The organism is Staphylococcus sp. GDY8P119P (genome assembly GCF_017892075.1).
GTDB classification, from domain to species: Bacteria; Bacillota; Bacilli; order Staphylococcales; family Staphylococcaceae; genus Staphylococcus; species Staphylococcus ureilyticus.
The window spans coordinates 61,420-78,813 of the sequence record NZ_JAESKJ010000006.1 but is presented as its reverse complement, the minus strand read 5'-3'; the positions used below and the strand labels follow the sequence as shown (position 1 = coordinate 78,813).

14 protein-coding genes are annotated in these 17,394 nt (G+C 33.7%); 5 read left to right on the top strand and 9 right to left on the bottom strand.

Features of this window, described 5'->3' with window-relative positions; genetic code table 11:
* The first annotated feature begins 59 nt into the window (after window positions 1-59).
* Entirely contained in the window at window positions 60-1,241 is a 1,182-nt protein-coding gene (locus tag KA830_RS04385) for an MFS transporter (RefSeq protein WP_070657531.1), read from the top strand.
* Window positions 1,242-1,392: 151 nt separating this feature from the next.
* Here KA830_RS04385 and KA830_RS04380 read toward each other — a convergent pair whose 3' ends face one another.
* Both KA830_RS04380 and KA830_RS04375 read right to left on the bottom strand, forming a co-directional pair.
* On the bottom strand, window positions 1,393-1,869 hold the full coding sequence (locus KA830_RS04380) for an SRPBCC domain-containing protein (protein ID WP_040029923.1): 477 nt from the start codon (window positions 1,867-1,869) through the stop codon (window positions 1,393-1,395).
* 75 nt (window positions 1,870-1,944) lie between these two features.
* Window positions 1,945-3,327, bottom strand: coding sequence for an amino acid permease (locus KA830_RS04375; protein ID WP_204180162.1), 1,383 nt, complete (start codon window positions 3,325-3,327; stop codon window positions 1,945-1,947).
* A gap of 834 nt (window positions 3,328-4,161) precedes the next feature.
* Here KA830_RS04375 and KA830_RS04370 point away from each other — a divergent pair.
* The 3 genes from KA830_RS04370 to KA830_RS04360 all read left to right on the top strand — a co-directional run bounded on the left by KA830_RS04370 (window position 4,162) and on the right by KA830_RS04360 (window position 7,811).
* Window positions 4,162-5,406, top strand: a complete 1,245-nt coding sequence (locus tag KA830_RS04370) for a Glu/Leu/Phe/Val family dehydrogenase (protein WP_107525619.1) — start codon at window positions 4,162-4,164, stop codon at window positions 5,404-5,406.
* A gap of 223 nt (window positions 5,407-5,629) precedes the next feature.
* On the top strand, window positions 5,630-6,574 hold the full coding sequence (locus KA830_RS04365; protein WP_210134082.1) for an agmatinase family protein: 945 nt from the start codon (window positions 5,630-5,632) through the stop codon (window positions 6,572-6,574).
* 61 nt (window positions 6,575-6,635) lie between these two features.
* A complete protein-coding gene (locus tag KA830_RS04360) occupies window positions 6,636-7,811 on the top strand; it encodes an Nramp family divalent metal transporter (RefSeq protein ID WP_481906239.1) in 1,176 nt (391 codons plus the stop codon).
* 71 nt (window positions 7,812-7,882) lie between these two features.
* Here the strand turns inward: KA830_RS04360 and KA830_RS04355 are convergent, their stop codons facing one another.
* From KA830_RS04355 to KA830_RS04335, 5 genes are all read right to left on the bottom strand, one after another.
* Window positions 7,883-8,956, bottom strand: a complete 1,074-nt coding sequence (locus tag KA830_RS04355) for a YkvI family membrane protein (protein ID WP_064209867.1) — start codon at window positions 8,954-8,956, stop codon at window positions 7,883-7,885.
* A 291-nt stretch (window positions 8,957-9,247) separates the two neighbouring features.
* A complete protein-coding gene (locus KA830_RS04350; RefSeq protein WP_204180159.1) occupies window positions 9,248-10,567 on the bottom strand; it encodes an MFS transporter in 1,320 nt (439 codons plus the stop codon).
* A gap of 31 nt (window positions 10,568-10,598) precedes the next feature.
* Window positions 10,599-11,969, bottom strand: a complete 1,371-nt coding sequence (locus tag KA830_RS04345) for a flavin monoamine oxidase family protein (RefSeq protein WP_070039441.1) — start codon at window positions 11,967-11,969, stop codon at window positions 10,599-10,601.
* A 32-nt stretch (window positions 11,970-12,001) separates the two neighbouring features.
* On the bottom strand, window positions 12,002-12,883 hold the full coding sequence (gene dapA / locus KA830_RS04340) for a 4-hydroxy-tetrahydrodipicolinate synthase (protein ID WP_064209870.1): 882 nt from the start codon (window positions 12,881-12,883) through the stop codon (window positions 12,002-12,004).
* A 27-nt stretch (window positions 12,884-12,910) separates the two neighbouring features.
* Entirely contained in the window at window positions 12,911-14,401 is a 1,491-nt protein-coding gene (locus tag KA830_RS04335; RefSeq protein ID WP_070039444.1) for an aldehyde dehydrogenase family protein, read from the bottom strand.
* A 177-nt stretch (window positions 14,402-14,578) separates the two neighbouring features.
* On the opposite strand from KA830_RS04335, the gene KA830_RS04330 reads away from it, so the two are divergent.
* Window positions 14,579-15,439 (top strand): MurR/RpiR family transcriptional regulator, encoded by an 861-nt coding sequence (locus KA830_RS04330; protein ID WP_210134080.1) that lies wholly within the window; start codon window positions 14,579-14,581, stop codon window positions 15,437-15,439.
* A 100-nt stretch (window positions 15,440-15,539) separates the two neighbouring features.
* On the opposite strand, the gene KA830_RS04325 is transcribed toward KA830_RS04330, so the two are convergent.
* Together KA830_RS04325 and uxuA are read right to left on the bottom strand one after the other, a co-directional pair.
* Window positions 15,540-16,361, bottom strand: a complete 822-nt coding sequence (locus KA830_RS04325) for an SDR family oxidoreductase (protein ID WP_070657517.1) — start codon at window positions 16,359-16,361, stop codon at window positions 15,540-15,542.
* Window positions 16,361-17,392: a mannonate dehydratase gene (gene uxuA / locus KA830_RS04320; protein WP_046207233.1), complete on the bottom strand. Its 1,032-nt coding sequence runs from the start codon at window positions 17,390-17,392 to the stop codon at window positions 16,361-16,363. Before uxuA ends, KA830_RS04325 begins: the two co-directional genes overlap by 1 nt.
* Between the last annotated feature and the right edge of the window lie 2 nt (window positions 17,393-17,394).

Genomic DNA, 17,394 nt, shown 5'->3' with positions numbered 1-17,394 from the left:
CATTATCTATTATAATAAATGATGAGTGAAAAAATTTATATTAAAGGACGGTATTAAATATGTACGATAAACTCTGGTCAAAAGATTTTATCTTCATTACAATGACAAACTTTTTAATGTATTTAATCCATTATACATTAATCGTAACTGTCACTATATTTACAATTGATAAATACCACGCTTCAGAAAGTATGGGTGGTTTAGCAGCTGGTATATTTATCATCGGTATGTTATTTGGACGCTTAGTTTCTGGCAGAATCATCGATAATCTGCAGCCTAAAAAAGTATTAATATATGGTATTATTTTCTCAATTATTACAGTTGGCTTATACTTTGCAATCAACAGTCTTCTTATATTAATGATCGTAAGATTACTGCATGGTATTGCTTTTGGTTTATCGTCAACTGCAACTGGAACCATTTCATCTAGAATTATTCCAGATAAACGAAAAGGTGAAGGTATCGGTTATTATGCATTAAGCGTAACGACCGCTTCAGCAATCGGACCATTCACTGGTATTATATTAAATCAAAGATTTGGTTTTGAATCTATTTTTATCGTTAGCTTGGCAGTCATTATTTTTGCTTTTGTTATCTCATTGTTTATCAATGGGTTACCAAAAGCAGAACCGTCAACAACAGACAATGATTCCAAGGAAAAAGGACTTAGTGCTTATATCCAAAAAGAAGCATTACCAATATCTGTTGTAATCATATTCGTTGGTATCGCTTATTCTAGTGTACTATCATTTTTAACTGTTTATACAGAACAAATCAATCTTGCTACGGCATCTAGTTTCTTCTTTATTGTATATGCAGTAAGTACATTTGTTACACGTCCGTTTACTGGAAAAATTTATGATCATTACGGTGAAAATAAAGTGATGTATCCAGTATTAATTAGTTTCATGCTTGGACTTATACTTTTAAGCGCAACACACACAAGTTTATTATTGCTTATTTCAGCAATTTTCATTGGCGTTGGATATGGTACTATCATTCCAAGCGCACAAGCCATTGCTATACAACAGTCTCCAGTTAAAAAAATTGGACTCGCGACTTCTACTTTCTATATGTTTGCAGATTTCGGCGCTGGTATAGGACCATTTATTTTAGGTGTGATTATTCCAATTATGGGTTATCGTAACCTATATATCACCATGGCTGCGCTCGTTATTTTATCAATTGTACTTTATTTCCTATTACATGGAAAAAAATCAGCTAAAAACAACAATTATTAATATAATCATTTATAATCTAATCATCTAAATGTGGATGTAACAAAATTTGTCATCTACCATATACTTGTATCACATTAATAAGGCAAGCAAACGAAAACGAACTGTCGTTTGCTTGCCTTATGTTTTGGAAGCATTTTTAATGCCTTTCACTTTAAATCACAGCTAAGCTGGCTTCAATTTCAGTTTTTTTCGCATCAAAATCACAATCCTGTTGTGATAATGGCTTGCCTGTTTCGGCAATACTTTTGATACTTTCGGTTTGGAATTGCCAACCAGCAAAATCTAATGTAATATGTGGAAATTCAAAAGGTAAATATTCATAAAAAATGAGTTCTACATATGATTGATGTTCAAATAATTCAAATTTCACTTTTCCAATATCCCATGTAAAACCAATCGTTTTATTTGGTTCGAAATGTGTAATACGCATTTCTAAATCTTCACTATCGTCTAAGTGAAACAACATTTTCCCGCCTTCTATTCGTTCTTGAAATGACAACTGCGGAAACCATTGTTGTATCCCTTCTGTAGTACTTAAATAATCAAAAATACGATGTACGTCACTCTTAATTTTCAAATTTATTGTTTGATAAACGCCTGATTTATCTTTAGCATACTGTATTGCCATTTTCCCCCTCCTAAAAATAGGAATATAACCTATCAGTAATCATTACTTTGGTTATATTCCCTAAAATTGTTTTTATTATACTTTTTCTTTAACTTGTGATTGAATCGCTCTTTCTTTTTTCGTGTAATTAAAATAGATAAGCCCCAGTAAGATAAACCATATTGGTGATAATACAACACCCATTCTTGTGTCAGGTACAATAAATAATATCAACAACACAAAGACAAAGAATAATTGTACAAATCTTGCAGTGTGAATACCACCTGGTAACTTAAACTGACTTTCTTTGTGATGGTTAGGATTTGATTTCGCATATTTTGCATACGCATGCATGATGAACATCCATACAACAACTAACAAAATAGTTGAAATTGCCGTTACATAGAAAAATACTTGAGTCGCATTTGGAATAAAATAATTTAACAGTACAGTTATAGACAGTAATGCACAAGTGACAAGTATTGCAACAAAAGGGACACCTCTATGATTCGTCTTCATTAGCAAATGGTGTGTTTGACCTTTTTCTGATAGTCCAAATAGTATTCTACTATTCGCAAAAATACCACTATTACAAGCTGATGATGCTGCAGTAAGTACTACAAAATTGATTAAACCAGCCGCAAATGGTACGCCTATTAATGCGAATAAGCTAACAAATGGACTATTGTTCGGATCTATATCTTGCCAAGGAATAATTGACATCATAACTGCTAAGGCACCTACATAAAATAATAAAATACGTATAGGCACACTATTGATTGCTTTAGGTATCGTCTTATGTGGATTTCTCGTTTCACCTGCTGTAATACCTAGAATTTCTATACCTGTAAATGAGAAAACAACCATTTGAAATGACATAAAGAAACCTGAAGCACCATGAGTAAATAATCCACCATTACTATAAATATTAGATATACTCGTTTTTCCAAATGGCGTTTGGATCGCAAATATAATCATCACTACACCTACAATTATGAGTGCTAGTATAGTCACAACTTTAATAATGGCAAACCAAAATTCTAACTCACCAAACATTTTCGTACTCGTTAAGTTGAAAGTCATGAGTATCAAGATACAAGCTAATGATGTAATCCAATTTGGTAAATCTGGAACCCAATATTCTACATATTTAGCAACAGCTGTAATTTCTGCCATACCTGAAGTTATCCATGTTAACCAGTACGTCCATCCTGTTACAAAACCAGCAAAAGCTCCAATTTGATCATGAGCTATATCTGCAAATGTTTTGTATTTCGTATTAGCAAGTAACATTTCCCCCATTGCGCGCATAAATAAAAATAAAACAAAACCTACAATTATGTAAGTGAGTAATATCGATGGTCCAGTCAAACTGATAGACTGACCCGCCCCTAAAAATAGGCCAGTACCAATGGCGCCACCAATAGCAATAAGTTGAATGTGTCTATTGCTTAACTCTCTGTTTAATTTATTTGTCATAAATTTGCTCCAATTCCTTTGTTTTAAAACATAATCAACATATAGAACTTAAAATCATACCCCTTAATTTCAAATTGCAAAATACTATAAATCAAAAATGTTTGATTGTATAATATTATTTTTTTCTGAAAATTACAACTATTCTTCAAAATTATTTTAAATAAAAATGTGTTATTACACTATTGTTTTATTTATACCATAAAGTTTATTAGTAATTTACTATTTTATTTATTTTTACTTTCATTGTACATCATGATATTTACGTTCTATATCTTTGTTGTGTGCTAAAGTCTATGGTAATTGTAAATAATTCATATTAAAAAAGTATGTCTCTTAATGCTTCACAGCTATAATAAAGTAGTTACATTATGGCATAGTTCTTAACTCAGATAGACAAGTCACAGTACAATGTGTAACAAAAAATATAGCCTTTCTAATAGATATACATGTATTTAATCATTACTATCCATTTACTCATCCCTATAAATCGATTGTAACTATAAACGATTACTCATATTTAAGTAACATTAAATTTTACTATCTACAACATCATATACCTTTCTATATCTATTAATTTTTCAGTATAATTAATCAATTATACGACGCTGTTTTTCAACACTATAAGCAATAACTTAAAGTTCTCGGCTATAATCACCCCCTATCTAAGCATAAAACTAGACAATTTCTCTCCAAAAAATCATATATTTTTTATTAATTGAATTTTCAAACTTTTATAAAAATTCAGTCATTATGTATTGATTTTATATCTTATTATCGATAACATTTATATATAAGTAACTTATAAGTATTGAAGTAATGATAGAGGAGATAAACATGACAGAAAACAATAACTTAGTAACTTCGACTCAAGAAATTATGAAAGAAGCCTTACATAAATTAGGGTTTGACGATGGTATGTATGAACTTGTCAAAGAGCCTTTAAGATTTTTAGAAATACGAATTCCTGTACGTATGGATGATGGCACTGTTAAAACTTTTAAAGGCTATCGTGCACAACACAATCAAGCCGTAGGACCTACCAAAGGTGGTATCCGCTTCCATCCTGATGTGAATGTTGAGGAAGTGAAAGCATTATCCATGTGGATGACAATGAAGTGCGGCATCACAAACTTACCTTTTGGTGGTGGTAAAGGTGGCGTCATATGTGATCCAAGAGAAATGAGTAATTTAGAACTAGAACGTTTATCACGTGGTTATGTTAAAGCTATTTCACAATTTGTAGGACCTGCCAGTGATATTCCAGCACCAGATGTTTATACAAACCCACAAATCATGTCTTGGATGATGGACGAATACAGTAAAATCAACCGCTCAAATGCATTTGCATTTATTACAGGCAAACCGCTTTCATTAGGTGGTTCACAAGGACGTAATCGAGCCACAGCGCTAGGTGCTGTAATCACAATTGAAGAAGCTGCGAAACATCGAAATATTAATATCGAAGGTTCTCGTGTAGCGATTCAAGGTTTTGGCAATGCCGGAAGTTTTATTGCTAAAATTTTGCATGATAAAGGGGCTAAAATTGTCGCGATATCGGAAAGTCGAGGCGCTTTATATAATCCTGAGGGGCTCGATATTGAACATCTTCTAGCATTAAAAGAGCAACATGGTCGTGTAACACCATTATTTGAAGACGTCATTCCTAATGAAAAATTATTTGAACTCGACTGCGACATTTTGATTCCTGCTGCACTATCTAATCAAATTACAGAAGCAAACGCCCATTTAATTCAAGCTAAGATTGTGGCAGAAGCAGCTAATGGTCCTACGACACAAGAAGCGACTAAAATATTAACCCACCGTGACGTTTTAATCATACCAGATGTACTTGCTAGTGCAGGTGGTGTAACAGTGTCTTACTTCGAATGGGTGCAAAATAATCAAGGCTATTATTGGTCGGAAGAAGAAATCATCACGAAACTTGAAGAAAAAATGGTTGAAGCATTTAATAAAATTTATGATTTAGCAGAAAATAGAAAAATGGATATGCGTTTAGCAGCTTATGTTGTAGGTCTAAAACGTACGGCTGAAGCAACGCGTTTCCGTGGTTGGGCATAATACTTTATTCCCTATTCCATGTTGCAAAAAGCTGATTCAAATTTGAATCAGCTTATTTTTTATACATTAATTTTCACACTCAGACTAAATTTCTATATAAAAATACTTTCCTATTAAAATATTTACATTTTCAAAAGGTTTAAAAATAGAATTTTCTGAATTTATTTGAAATAAAAAATTATCCAATATATACTTATTTACAACAAAGGGGAGGTTATACAATATGAAAAACAATATTTATGGTAATGTACCATGCTTTTTATATAGTAAAAATCTCACATCTACAGATAATTTAGATACAGATGTCATAATTTATGGTGCGCCTTTTGAAGGTGAAAGCACTTGGGGTGACTATACTGGCGTTGAGTTAGGTCCAAAGCAAATTAGAGTTTGCTCAGCACGTTACAGTCAATATTTACCAGAATTAAACCATATTGATATTAGTGAACATTTAACAATGGGCGATGTAGGTGATGTGCCTTTTGTTGCGCACAATAATCAACAAAGCTACGAAAACATTGAAAAATTCACTAAAAAGCTATGGGAAAGCGAGAAATTTTTAGTTGGTTTTGGTGGTGAACATGGTGTCACTTACCCTATTCTGAAGTCACTGGCGGAAACGGGTAAAAAAGTGGGCATTATACATTTGGATGCGCATTATGATAACATGCCCGATTATGAAGGAGAACCCTACGCACGTAACACTCCATTCATGAGACTATATGAAACAGATGGTATACGTAATGAAAGTATCATTCATACAGGTATTCATGGTCCTAGAAACAAACCAGAAACAGGCCGTTACGCTCAAGAAGCTGGTGCAGTAACACTTACGATCAATGATATTAGAGCTGCTAAGGATTTAAAACAATATGCTAGAGATATTTATGCACAGGCGAGTAAAGATGTAGATGTCGTATATTTAACCATTTGCAGTGATGTACTAGACTTTGCCTTCAATCCAGGTGGCCCAGTAGATGGCAATGGACTAAGTTCTTATGAGCTATTAACAATGATATATGAGTTTGGTGCATTAGGCTTATGTGGTATGGATTATGTTGAAGTTTACCCAATGCAAGACGCTAACCAGAACTCTGCCCACTTCGTTTCAACAGCTGTATTATATGTACTTGCGGGACATGTGAATTATTTAAATAACACAAAATAAATGAGGGGTGATGACATTGGTCAAAAATGTAAGGAAGATTATTAAATCTCTCGGTCCTGGTATGATTATCACCGCTTCATTTATAGGTCCCGGAACCGTTACAACGATGACACAAGGTGGTGCGGGGTTTGGTTATAGCTTGTTATGGGCTGTTGTATTCTCAATTGTTGCAACCATCGTACTCCAAGAAATGATTATTCGACTATCTCTTGTAACAAGAGAAGGTTTAGGCGAAGCGATACAAGAATTATTCGCTCATAAAGTAGGAAAACTAATTATTGTATGGTTTACATTAATAGCTGTAACCATTGGTTGTGCTGCTTACATCAGTGGCGATTTAATTGGAACTTCACTTGGTGCAGCATACCTATTAAATTTACCAGAAAACCTAGTAGCACCTGTCATCGGCTTTATTATTTTACTCATTGGGTTATTTGGTAATTATAAATTTTTAGAAAAAATAATGATTTTCCTGATGGTCATCATGGGCATTATCTTTATTACAACTATGATCGTCATTAAGCCTGATATTTTTGGTATTTTAAAAGGTGTATTTGTACCTACGATTCCGAACGGTTCTATAATAACTGTTATAGCATTAATTGGAACGACTGTAGTTCCTTATAATTTCTTCATTCACTCCACTGCGGTACACGAACGTTTTAATGGTATAAAAGAACTCAAATTTGCGCGTTGGGATACTATTATTTCGATTACTGTTGGTGGTATTATTTCAGCGGCTATTCTTATTGCTGCTGCCACATTAATTCGTGGTGACGAAGTCAAAAGTATTATACAGCTTTCTGGCCCACTCAGACCTGTTTTAGGCGATGCTGCCCCCTTTGCAATTAGCATCGGTTTGTTTGCAGCAGGGCTTTCATCTGCTATTGCTTCCCCTACTGGAGCGGCAGCTACAATAAGCAGCTTATTAGGGTGGAAAGGTGGCATGGAAAGCAAAAAATACAAGATTGTCTTTGCAGTCATTATCCTTATTGGTATTACAACATCCTCACTCGGATTTGAACCATTAGAAGTATTATTAGTGGCACAAGCCTTAAATGGTATTATTTTACCCATCGTTGCTATATTAATTTTTATTATCATCAACAAGAAAAATCTAATGGGCCGTTTTGTCAATAACATTTGGCTTAATATTATCGGTTTTGTTGTCGTTTTAATCGTTACTTTCTTAGGTCTTTATAGTCTAGTCGACGCAATTACTAGCTTTCTATCTTAAATAAAAAAGACGTATAGTCCAATTATATACAAAATTGGTTACTATACGTCTTTTATTTATGTTTTTAGTGATTACATTAAACGTTTTTCACTAAATTTATTATAAACCCATCTAACTAATAGCGCAGCACTGATAAACAGGCCGATATAACCGAATGTTTTAAACACGAAATTCACTAGATCGACAAAGCCAATAAAACTTAAGATAAACGCCACAATTAAAGAAATTGTTAATAGTGCAACATAACCTTTACTACTTGGTCGTGTAAATCTACTTAAAAATGGATACAACATACCGATACAGCTATTGAAAATAACACCTATCATCACCGCTGACATAAATATACCTATATAAGGGTGTATATCATTTGCCAATAATAATGTAGGAATGTCTACACTATTAGCGTTTTGGATATTAGCCATTAATCCACACGTCATAATTAATAACAATATACTAAAAGATAGGCCACCATAAAATGCTCCCCTGCGTGCTGTTTTATGACTCATAGCATCACTACCAACGATGGTTAAGAAACTAAAGCTATTGCCAATGATTAATCCTCCATAAACAATCGCATCCCACCACCATATGGAACTAGATGTTTTAGATGGTTTTGTGTAATGTTCTACCTCTGAAAATGGAATTGTAGGATTGATAATATTATAGCCCGCAATCACTAAAACTGCGATGACTAAAAATGGTGTCACTACACTTAGTATTGTCATGATTTTATTAAATCTAAGTTGTAGCACAATAAAAAGCAAAATTACAATTGCTAATGAACCTGTCCACATTGGAAGCCCAAATCCTTGATAAAGTGCAGAGCCGCCGCCCGCAATCATAACAACAGTTAAACCAAATAAAAAGAAAATAGTTAAATAATCTATAATCTTACCTACATATTTTCCGAAAATATGGTTCAATGAAATTTCATATGTATTCGCATCCAAGCGATAACCAATTTTTGAAATTTGCCTAGTCGCAAACGTTACAATAATACCTGTAAGAATTACTGCAATATATGCATAGTTTCCATGGTTAACAAAGAATTGTAATAGTTCTTGGCCCGTTGTAAATCCTGCGCCAACAATAAAACTAAGATAAGCGAGCGCAGTCTTAACTGCTGCCTTATTATCTTTACTCATTGATCATACATCCCCTTCGAAGTTAGTTACTGTGTACTATTTATCAGGCTTTCAAAACAAACAATCATTGTGCTAAAAGATTAAAAATACATATGTCGAAGCAAACAAGAGCGAGACAAACATCATACTTTTCTAGTAGATTCCTTTGTCCCGCCCAACAAAAGTAACTAGGATGAATGTACAGTTCATCTAGTCAACTTTTCACTTCATTCAACATATAACAATCATATTCAATCAAATCAAGGCCATTTAGCGATGCTTAAAAAACACCACAACACTTTAAATTTCAACCTAAATAGCTCCTGCCTCTTCTAAATTTTTCCCTTTTGTTTCCGGTGCCATATAAATCGACAGTATAAAACCAATAAATAATAGTGCCGATGAAATATACATTGTTACACTTAATCCATAATTTTCTAAAATCATCGGAAAGAAAAATGTACTTAAAGCAGATGCTAATCGACTCACAGTAGTAGTAAAACCTCCACCTGTACCACGTACATATGTAGGGAATAGTTCATATGGATAAATCCATTGATGACTGCCCATAGCTGTATTGAAAATACCGTAAATAATAAATAGTACAAGTATCATTAAAAATGGAGCGTTGCCACCAGATACTATACCTAATGATAACAAAGCTAGCGCAGTAATCAAGAAGGGCCATATCAAAGTAGGTCTTCTTCCATATTTTTCAACTAAGTATAATGCTGGAAAAATACCTATTAAATAAAACATATTAATAACAGCAGATCCTAAATATTTTTGTGAACCTTCACGGAATCCAAATTGTGAAAGAATCTCAGGGATATACGTTCCAATAGCAAATGTAGTCATCACTTGTAATGACCAAAACATGGAAACAAAAAATGTACGTCTGCCATAACCATTTTTAAAAATATCTGCCAAACTTGTTTTTTTATGTTCATGGTTTGTATTTGAAACAATCACGTCGTCACCAAATATTTTTTTAACAATCTGGGCTGCTTCTACACTTTTGCCTTGTTTTGTTAACCAATGTGGAGATTCTGGCATATTAAGTCGAGCTAATAATAAAAAGATAATCGGTAAAGCCCCGCTTAATAACATCCATCTCCAACTATCTGCACCTAATGGAAGCATAAAATAACCAACAAGATATGAAATGGCATAGCCAATAAACCAAAACGCATTAATGCCGCCTAACAATGCTCCTCTATACTTTTTAGGCGCAAATTCGCTCATTAATGAACCAGCTATAGGATAATCTGTACCTAGAGCAATACCAATCAACAGTCTCAACACTACTAACTGCATTGGATCTGTAACAAAAAATTGCGCAGTGGTAAAAACACCTAATAACAACATATCAATAATAAACATTTTCTTACGTCCTAATATGTCTGTAAAATAACCACCAACTAAACCGCCAATGACCATACCAGCTAATGTTCCCATACCTAGTAAGCCAACCATCGTCACAGACATTTCAAAATCATTTTGCATTACTGAAAGTGCGATGGCTATAATTCCTAAACTATAGCCATCAACAAAAGAACTGCCACTCGCATAAGAAAAGATTTTCATGTGAAATTTGCAAAAGGGCATATCCTCCATAGATTTATTTGTCATAAAAAAGCCTCCACATCATTTTTGTAAACGCTTACAAAACTTCTCGTAAATCTTCATTTTTGGTAAAACCTAATAGACTATTAATATTTTGCGCAGCGGTATACCCAGTTTGAATGGCTGTTTCAGTATAAAACGTACCTAAATAATCACCTGCTAAAAATAAACGTCCTTCTGGTTCTATTAATGTTGATTGTATATCAGCGCGTCCAGGATACACATACGCCGATCCATAAGGAAATTTATTAACCTTAGCTTCTATAACATAATCTCTAAAACCAGGAAGAATCTCTTCTAAATCATTCAGGTATATTTCTAATATTTCATCTTCAGATTTGTCAATCAATGCTTTACCTCTATTCGCAGGTGAAAATGTCATAAAACTACTACCCTGTTCACGATTTTTCTGTTGGGCATGAATGACATTAGAATTGTGTATTAATATATCAAATGACCGCTTCGGCGTAGCAAATGCGTATACATCATCCCAAATTTGTTTACCTTGTTCATTCGTTAAAAATGACGCACTTACATGCGGTCCATATTTAATTTGGCTAAGTGCATAATCTAGCTTTGCACTTAAATTTTTTGTGATTTTACGTGTGATGGGTGCCGGCGTAGTTATGATGGCGTACTTTGCGGTTTCCACAAACTCAGTTCCATTTTGTTGATACTTTACTGTTACAAAGTCTTGGTTATGAATGATTTCTTGTACGTGTGCATTGATTTCAACTTTATTTTTTAAATGGTTGGCTATTGTGTTTGTTAATGTAGATGGCCCACCCATTATATTTTGAGATAGCCCGCCTTTTTTATTCCAAATCATATGAAAGTAACCGATGCCTGCTCCAGCCGAAATTTGTTCAGGTTCACCTGTTGATCTACTTACGGTTGGTCTAAAAATAGCATCTGCATCAATCGGTAATTTTCCTGTGAATTCTGAAAATGTTTTATTATTCATAAAATCTAAAATACGTTGTTGTTGGACACAATAATCTTCAACTTCTTTCTTTTGAGCAACTTTTGCATATTTCATCACTGCAGCTCTTACTTTTGCACCTGCAGTTAACATTGCTAATCTCGATTTCCATGACATAGGTACTCTAAATGGATATAATTCTACTCGACCATCTAATAAAAGTTTTCCATTTAAATGCATAGCAGAAAGTTTTCCAGGCACTGGTAATGATTTAACACCTACCGATTTTAATAAATCGTCAGTTGCTGATCCTTCACCAGCATAAACGTGTCCACCCCAATTCATCCAATAATTACCACGTCTTTCAGACATTACACGTCCACCAACACGATTTTCTGATTCTAATAATAGTATATCGTGGTTACTTAATCTCCATGCTGCTGATAATCCTGCCAATCCACCACCGATAATAATGACATCTTTCATATTAGCACCTTCTTATTCTAATTTTCTTGCACTTAGTTATTTATTTCATTCAATAATTGTGTCATTTTTTTCTCAAATGATTTAGATGCTGGTTGTAATGGTAATCGACATGTAGTGTCTGAAATTCCTAACGCTTTCAAACCAGCTTTAACTGTTCCAGGTACAGTTTCTTCTTCTAATAAATTAAATAAAGGCAGTAATTTTTTATTTAATTCAGCAGCTTCTTTTACATTATTTTCTTGGATTAGCTCATACAATTTTGCAATTTTATCCGGAACTAAATTATGTACTAGCCCTATTGCACCATTTGCTCCTATTGATAATGAAGGTAAAAATAAATCTTCAAAACCATTTAACAACGCAAAATCTGTATTATCTTTCACTAGGTTAAGTAATTTAGATGTATGAATACCATCTGCTGTATTTTTAATACCAATCACACCTTCAATTTTACTAATTTCATGTATTAATTCAGGTGAAAGTTCTACGCCTGTTGCGTCTGGATAATGATAAATAACGATACCAATGTCAGTGTTTTTTGCTACAGCTTTATAATGATCTAATATTCCATCGTCACTTGTAACCATATAATACGGATTGATAACTAATGCTGAGTCTGCACCAACATGTTCTGCAAATTTCGTCAATTCGATTGTATCAAGTGTCCTATGACACCCCGTTCCAGCCATAACTTGAACTCTTTGATTCACTTGGGATGTTACAAATGCTATGATTTTTTTCCGTTCCTCGAAAGTCATCAATGAATATTCTCCAGTACTACCGCCGACAAGTACACCATGAATTCCACCTGCAATCACATGTTCTATTAATTTTTCAAATGATTCAAAATCAATGTCTCCGTTTTCTAACATTGGAGTAGGTAATGCTGCAATCATTCCATAAGGTTTATACATAATATATTCTCCTAATCTCTTTATATTTTAATCTATATTAATCATGACACTTTTAACTGATGTATAGCTTTGTAAACCATACTCTCCGCCCATCTCTCTACCAATACCAGATTGTTTATAACCGCCGAATGGCATCGTTTCTATTTCAAGACCGACCGTGTTAATCCACACTGTTCCCGCTTCTAGCTTTTTAGATATATAATGACCGTGTTTAATATTTTGTGTCCAAACACTAGAGGCTAAACCATACTGACTATCATTAGCTCTATTAATGACTTCATCAATATCATCAAACACAAAGACAGACATTACTGGACCAAATATTTCTTCTCTCGCAATGGTCATATCATCTTCTACATCTGCAAAAATAGTAGGTTCAACATAATAGCCATGTTCATATGTTTGCTGACCACCAAATATTAATCTGGCACCTTCTTTTTTTCCTTTTTCTATATAATCTATTACCTTGTCTTGTTGTCTTTTAGAAATCAATGGTCCCATATTATAATTATCATCCATGCTTGGACCTAGTTTTATTGACGCTGCTTTTTTCTTTAATCCTTCTAAAACAGTTTCATAAATATCTCTATGAACATAAACACGTGTACAAGCACTACAATTCTGTCCTTGGTTATACATTGTGCCAGCAAATGCACCTTCAATCGCTTCATCTAAGTCAGCATCTTTCAATAAAATAGCTGGCGATTTACCACCTAATTCTAATGTGACATTTTTTATTTCATCTGCTGCACCCTTCATGACATTCTTGCCTACATTTGTAGAACCAGTAAAAGCAATTTTATCTATTTTAGAATGATTAACGATAGCCTCACCTGCTGTGTTACCAGGTCCAGGCACAATATTAACAACCCCATCAGGAAATCCTGCCTGTTTAAATAACTGAGCTGCATACAATAACGATAATGGTGTTTCAGTCGCTGGTTTAATAACAATCGTACAACCCACAGCTAACGCGGCACCTAATTTCCAGGAAGCCATTAATAACGGGAAATTCCAAGGAATAATTTGTCCCACAACCCCAATAGGTTCATGAACCGTATAACTGACCAAATCATTTGAAATTTGAGTGGTTTTACCACTAATTTTTGTTGCAAATCCAGCATAATATTCAAATTGTTGAATTGTTCCATCAATATCATCAGCTAATGCAACATCATATGGCTTACCACTATCAATAGACTCAAGTTGAGCCAGTTCTTCTCGATGCGCTTTTAACAACTGTGCAAAAGCATAAATAATATTACTCCTTGTATGCGCTTCCATTTTTGTCCATTCACCAGTATCAAAAGCTGCTCTAGCTGAATCAACTGCATAATCAATATCTACTTCATCTGCTTCATGAACTTTAGTTATTACTTTTTCAGTAGAAGGATCCAAAACTTCAAACAGCTTGCCTTTTTTTGCATTACAATAAGCGCCATTAATATAAAGTTGGATATCTTCTTTCAAAAAAGATTGCACTTTTGGTTTTAAATTTTCAAATTTATAATTTAACAATATTATACCCCCTTGTTTTTATTAAATAGAATATTATCATTTATATGAATAGATGTAAACCCTTACATTAATAAAGGGATTGTTTTTGTTCTTTTTCAGAATTTTTATTTGCAATAAACCTTTGTTATGATATAGATAAAGTTATTTGAATCAACAGAAACGAGGCGCTTAGTTTTTATGAATCAAAATCCAGATTTAAAATCAAAAATTGTAAAAGTTAAAAAAAGTTTACCTAAAAAACAGCAAAAACTCTGCGACTTTATACTTAAACATTTTGAAGACTTAGGCTTAATAACAATTAAAGAATTGTCTCAACAGGCTGAAGTAGGCGTTTCTACAGTTATGCGTACCATGCACGCTTTAGACTATGAAAATTTCAATGATTTTCGTAAAGATATTTACAGTGAAGCCTTACCAAATGAAACTAAGTTTTCTCTTAAAAATGCTTTTGGAGACATCAATCGTGAACAAGGTTATGCATTGACTGATGTTTGGGATAAAAGCGTTGATTTATTAAATCAGTCATTAAAACCTGATTTGATTGAAAATTTTGCTACTGCTGTTGAATATATAGAAAATGCAACGAGTGTATGTATCCTTGGCACCCGTCCTTATAGGGCGACCGCTTTATATTTTGAGCATTTACTAAACGAATTTTATTTAAATATTCATCAACTTAGTAATGATACTGATGCTATTTTTGATAAAATTACTAAAATGACTAAAAATGATATATTAATTGTTTTTGCTTTTGAACCCTACACAAATTCAGTGATTCAAGCTGTCAAAGAAACAAAACGTCAAGGCAACCATATTATTTTAATCACAGATTATGACTCTTCACCAGTTTTAGAACATGCAACTATTACTTTAAAGCTTTCCGTTAGAAAGGATCATTTTTCAATCATTCCAATTATTGCGCTGATTGATGCATTAGTATTAGAACTCGGCAGACGTACTTCAGCTAATGCATTATCCAATTTAGAAAAATTAGAAGATGTATTATATCGCAATAATATTACTTACCATGACACATAGAATAACAACAATGTTAACCAGACAATCAAACAAAAAAATCAACACTTTCATCCTTATAACAATGAAAGTGTTGATTTTTATTTGATTTATTTTATTTAATTTATACGCCAGAATATGATGAGAAGCCACCATCTACTGGAACCACAATACCTGTTACAAAACCGCTCATATCATGGTCCATTAACCAATACAATGTACCTAAAATATCTTCAGGTACACCAAAACGATCCATTGGCGTTTGTGAAAGAATTTTTTGAGCACGTTCTGAATAAGAACCGTCTTCATTTCTTAGCAATGCCTTATTTTGATTTGTTTCGAAAAATCCTGGTGCAATTGCATTAACACGAATTTGCCCTGCAAAATAAGTGCTCAACCATTGAGTAAAGTTACTTACTGAAGCTTTTGCACCGCTGTAGGCTGGAATTTTTGTCAACGGCGTAAAGGCGTTCATAGATGAAATATTGATAATTGTTCCTGTTTCAGATGCCACAACATCTTTGCCGAATACTTGTGATGGTAAAAATGTTCCAGTATAGTTTAATTTAAATACATTATCTACACCTTCTTCTGTGAGATCAAAGAACGTTTTGTCGCCTGCTTTATCGTACATTTCATCATTCGTTGTCGCATCAGGATGATTACCACCGGCGCCATTGATAAGTATTGTAATTGCACCAAATTTATCATTGAATGTTTGTTTCGCTTGCTCTAAAGCTGATTTATCTAGCACATCTGCAACGAGCGCTACAGTTTGTTGTCTATTTTTATCAATTTCATCTTGTAATTCTATAATTTTGTCTTCTGAACGACCTAATATACCCACATTAGCACCTTTTTCTACAAGTGCTTTGACAAAAGTAGAACCAATCACACCTGTCGCACCTGTAATAACGACATTAACATCTTTGAATCGTATTGCCATTATTTACTCACTCCTTCTATTAAGCCATTAATATAAGTTGCACCTAAAGCTCTATCAAACAAGCCATAACCAGCTTTACCTGTTTCTCCCCAGATCATACGTCCATGGTCAGGTCTGATAGTCCCTTTGTAATCAATATCTCTCAGTGCTTCAGTAACAGCTTTCATATCTACTGAGCCATCTTTAGATAAGTGGCCTGTTTCTATAAATGAATTATCACCAATACGTTTAACATTGCGCATGTGTACAAAATGAATGTGATCACCAAATGTACGAATCATATTCGGTAAATCGTTTTCTGCTAATGAACCTAATGAACCAGTACAGAAACAAATACCATTATGTGTATCATTACTAATAGCTAATAAGCGTTCGTAGCTTTCTTTGTTTTTAATGATACGTGGTATGCCAAATATCGGCCAAGGTGGATCGTCCGGATGTATCGCCAGATCCACATCATGTTCGATAGCAGTGGGTAACACAGCATCTAAGAAGTACTTCAGATTGTCCCATAATTGTTCATCTGAGGTTTCACGATAGGATGTAATCAGTTGATTCATCTCTTCACGCGAGTAACTTTCATCCCAACCTGGTAGATTTAAATTCGTCGTTAGTGGATCAATATCTTTAATTTGATCATGGTTATAAATCAGTGTATTGGAACCATCTGACAAGTCATAGTCTAATTGTGAACGTGTCCAATCAAATACCGGCATAAAGTTATAAGTTACTGTTTTAACACCATTTTCTGCGAGATTAATCAATGAAGTTTTATAGTTTTCAATGAGTTGATCGCGTTTCTCTGTACCAAGCTTTATTTCCTCACTGACAGGTAAACTTTCTACAACTTCAAATTTCAAACCTGCATCTTCAATTGACTGTTTTAATGCTGCAATTCTTTCTTTAGTCCAAACTTCTCCAACTGGAATGTCATAAATTGCTGTAACAATTTGTTTCATATCTGGAATTTGTCTAATATTATTTAATGTTACTGGGTCATCTTCCCCATACCAACGAAATGATAATTCCATGG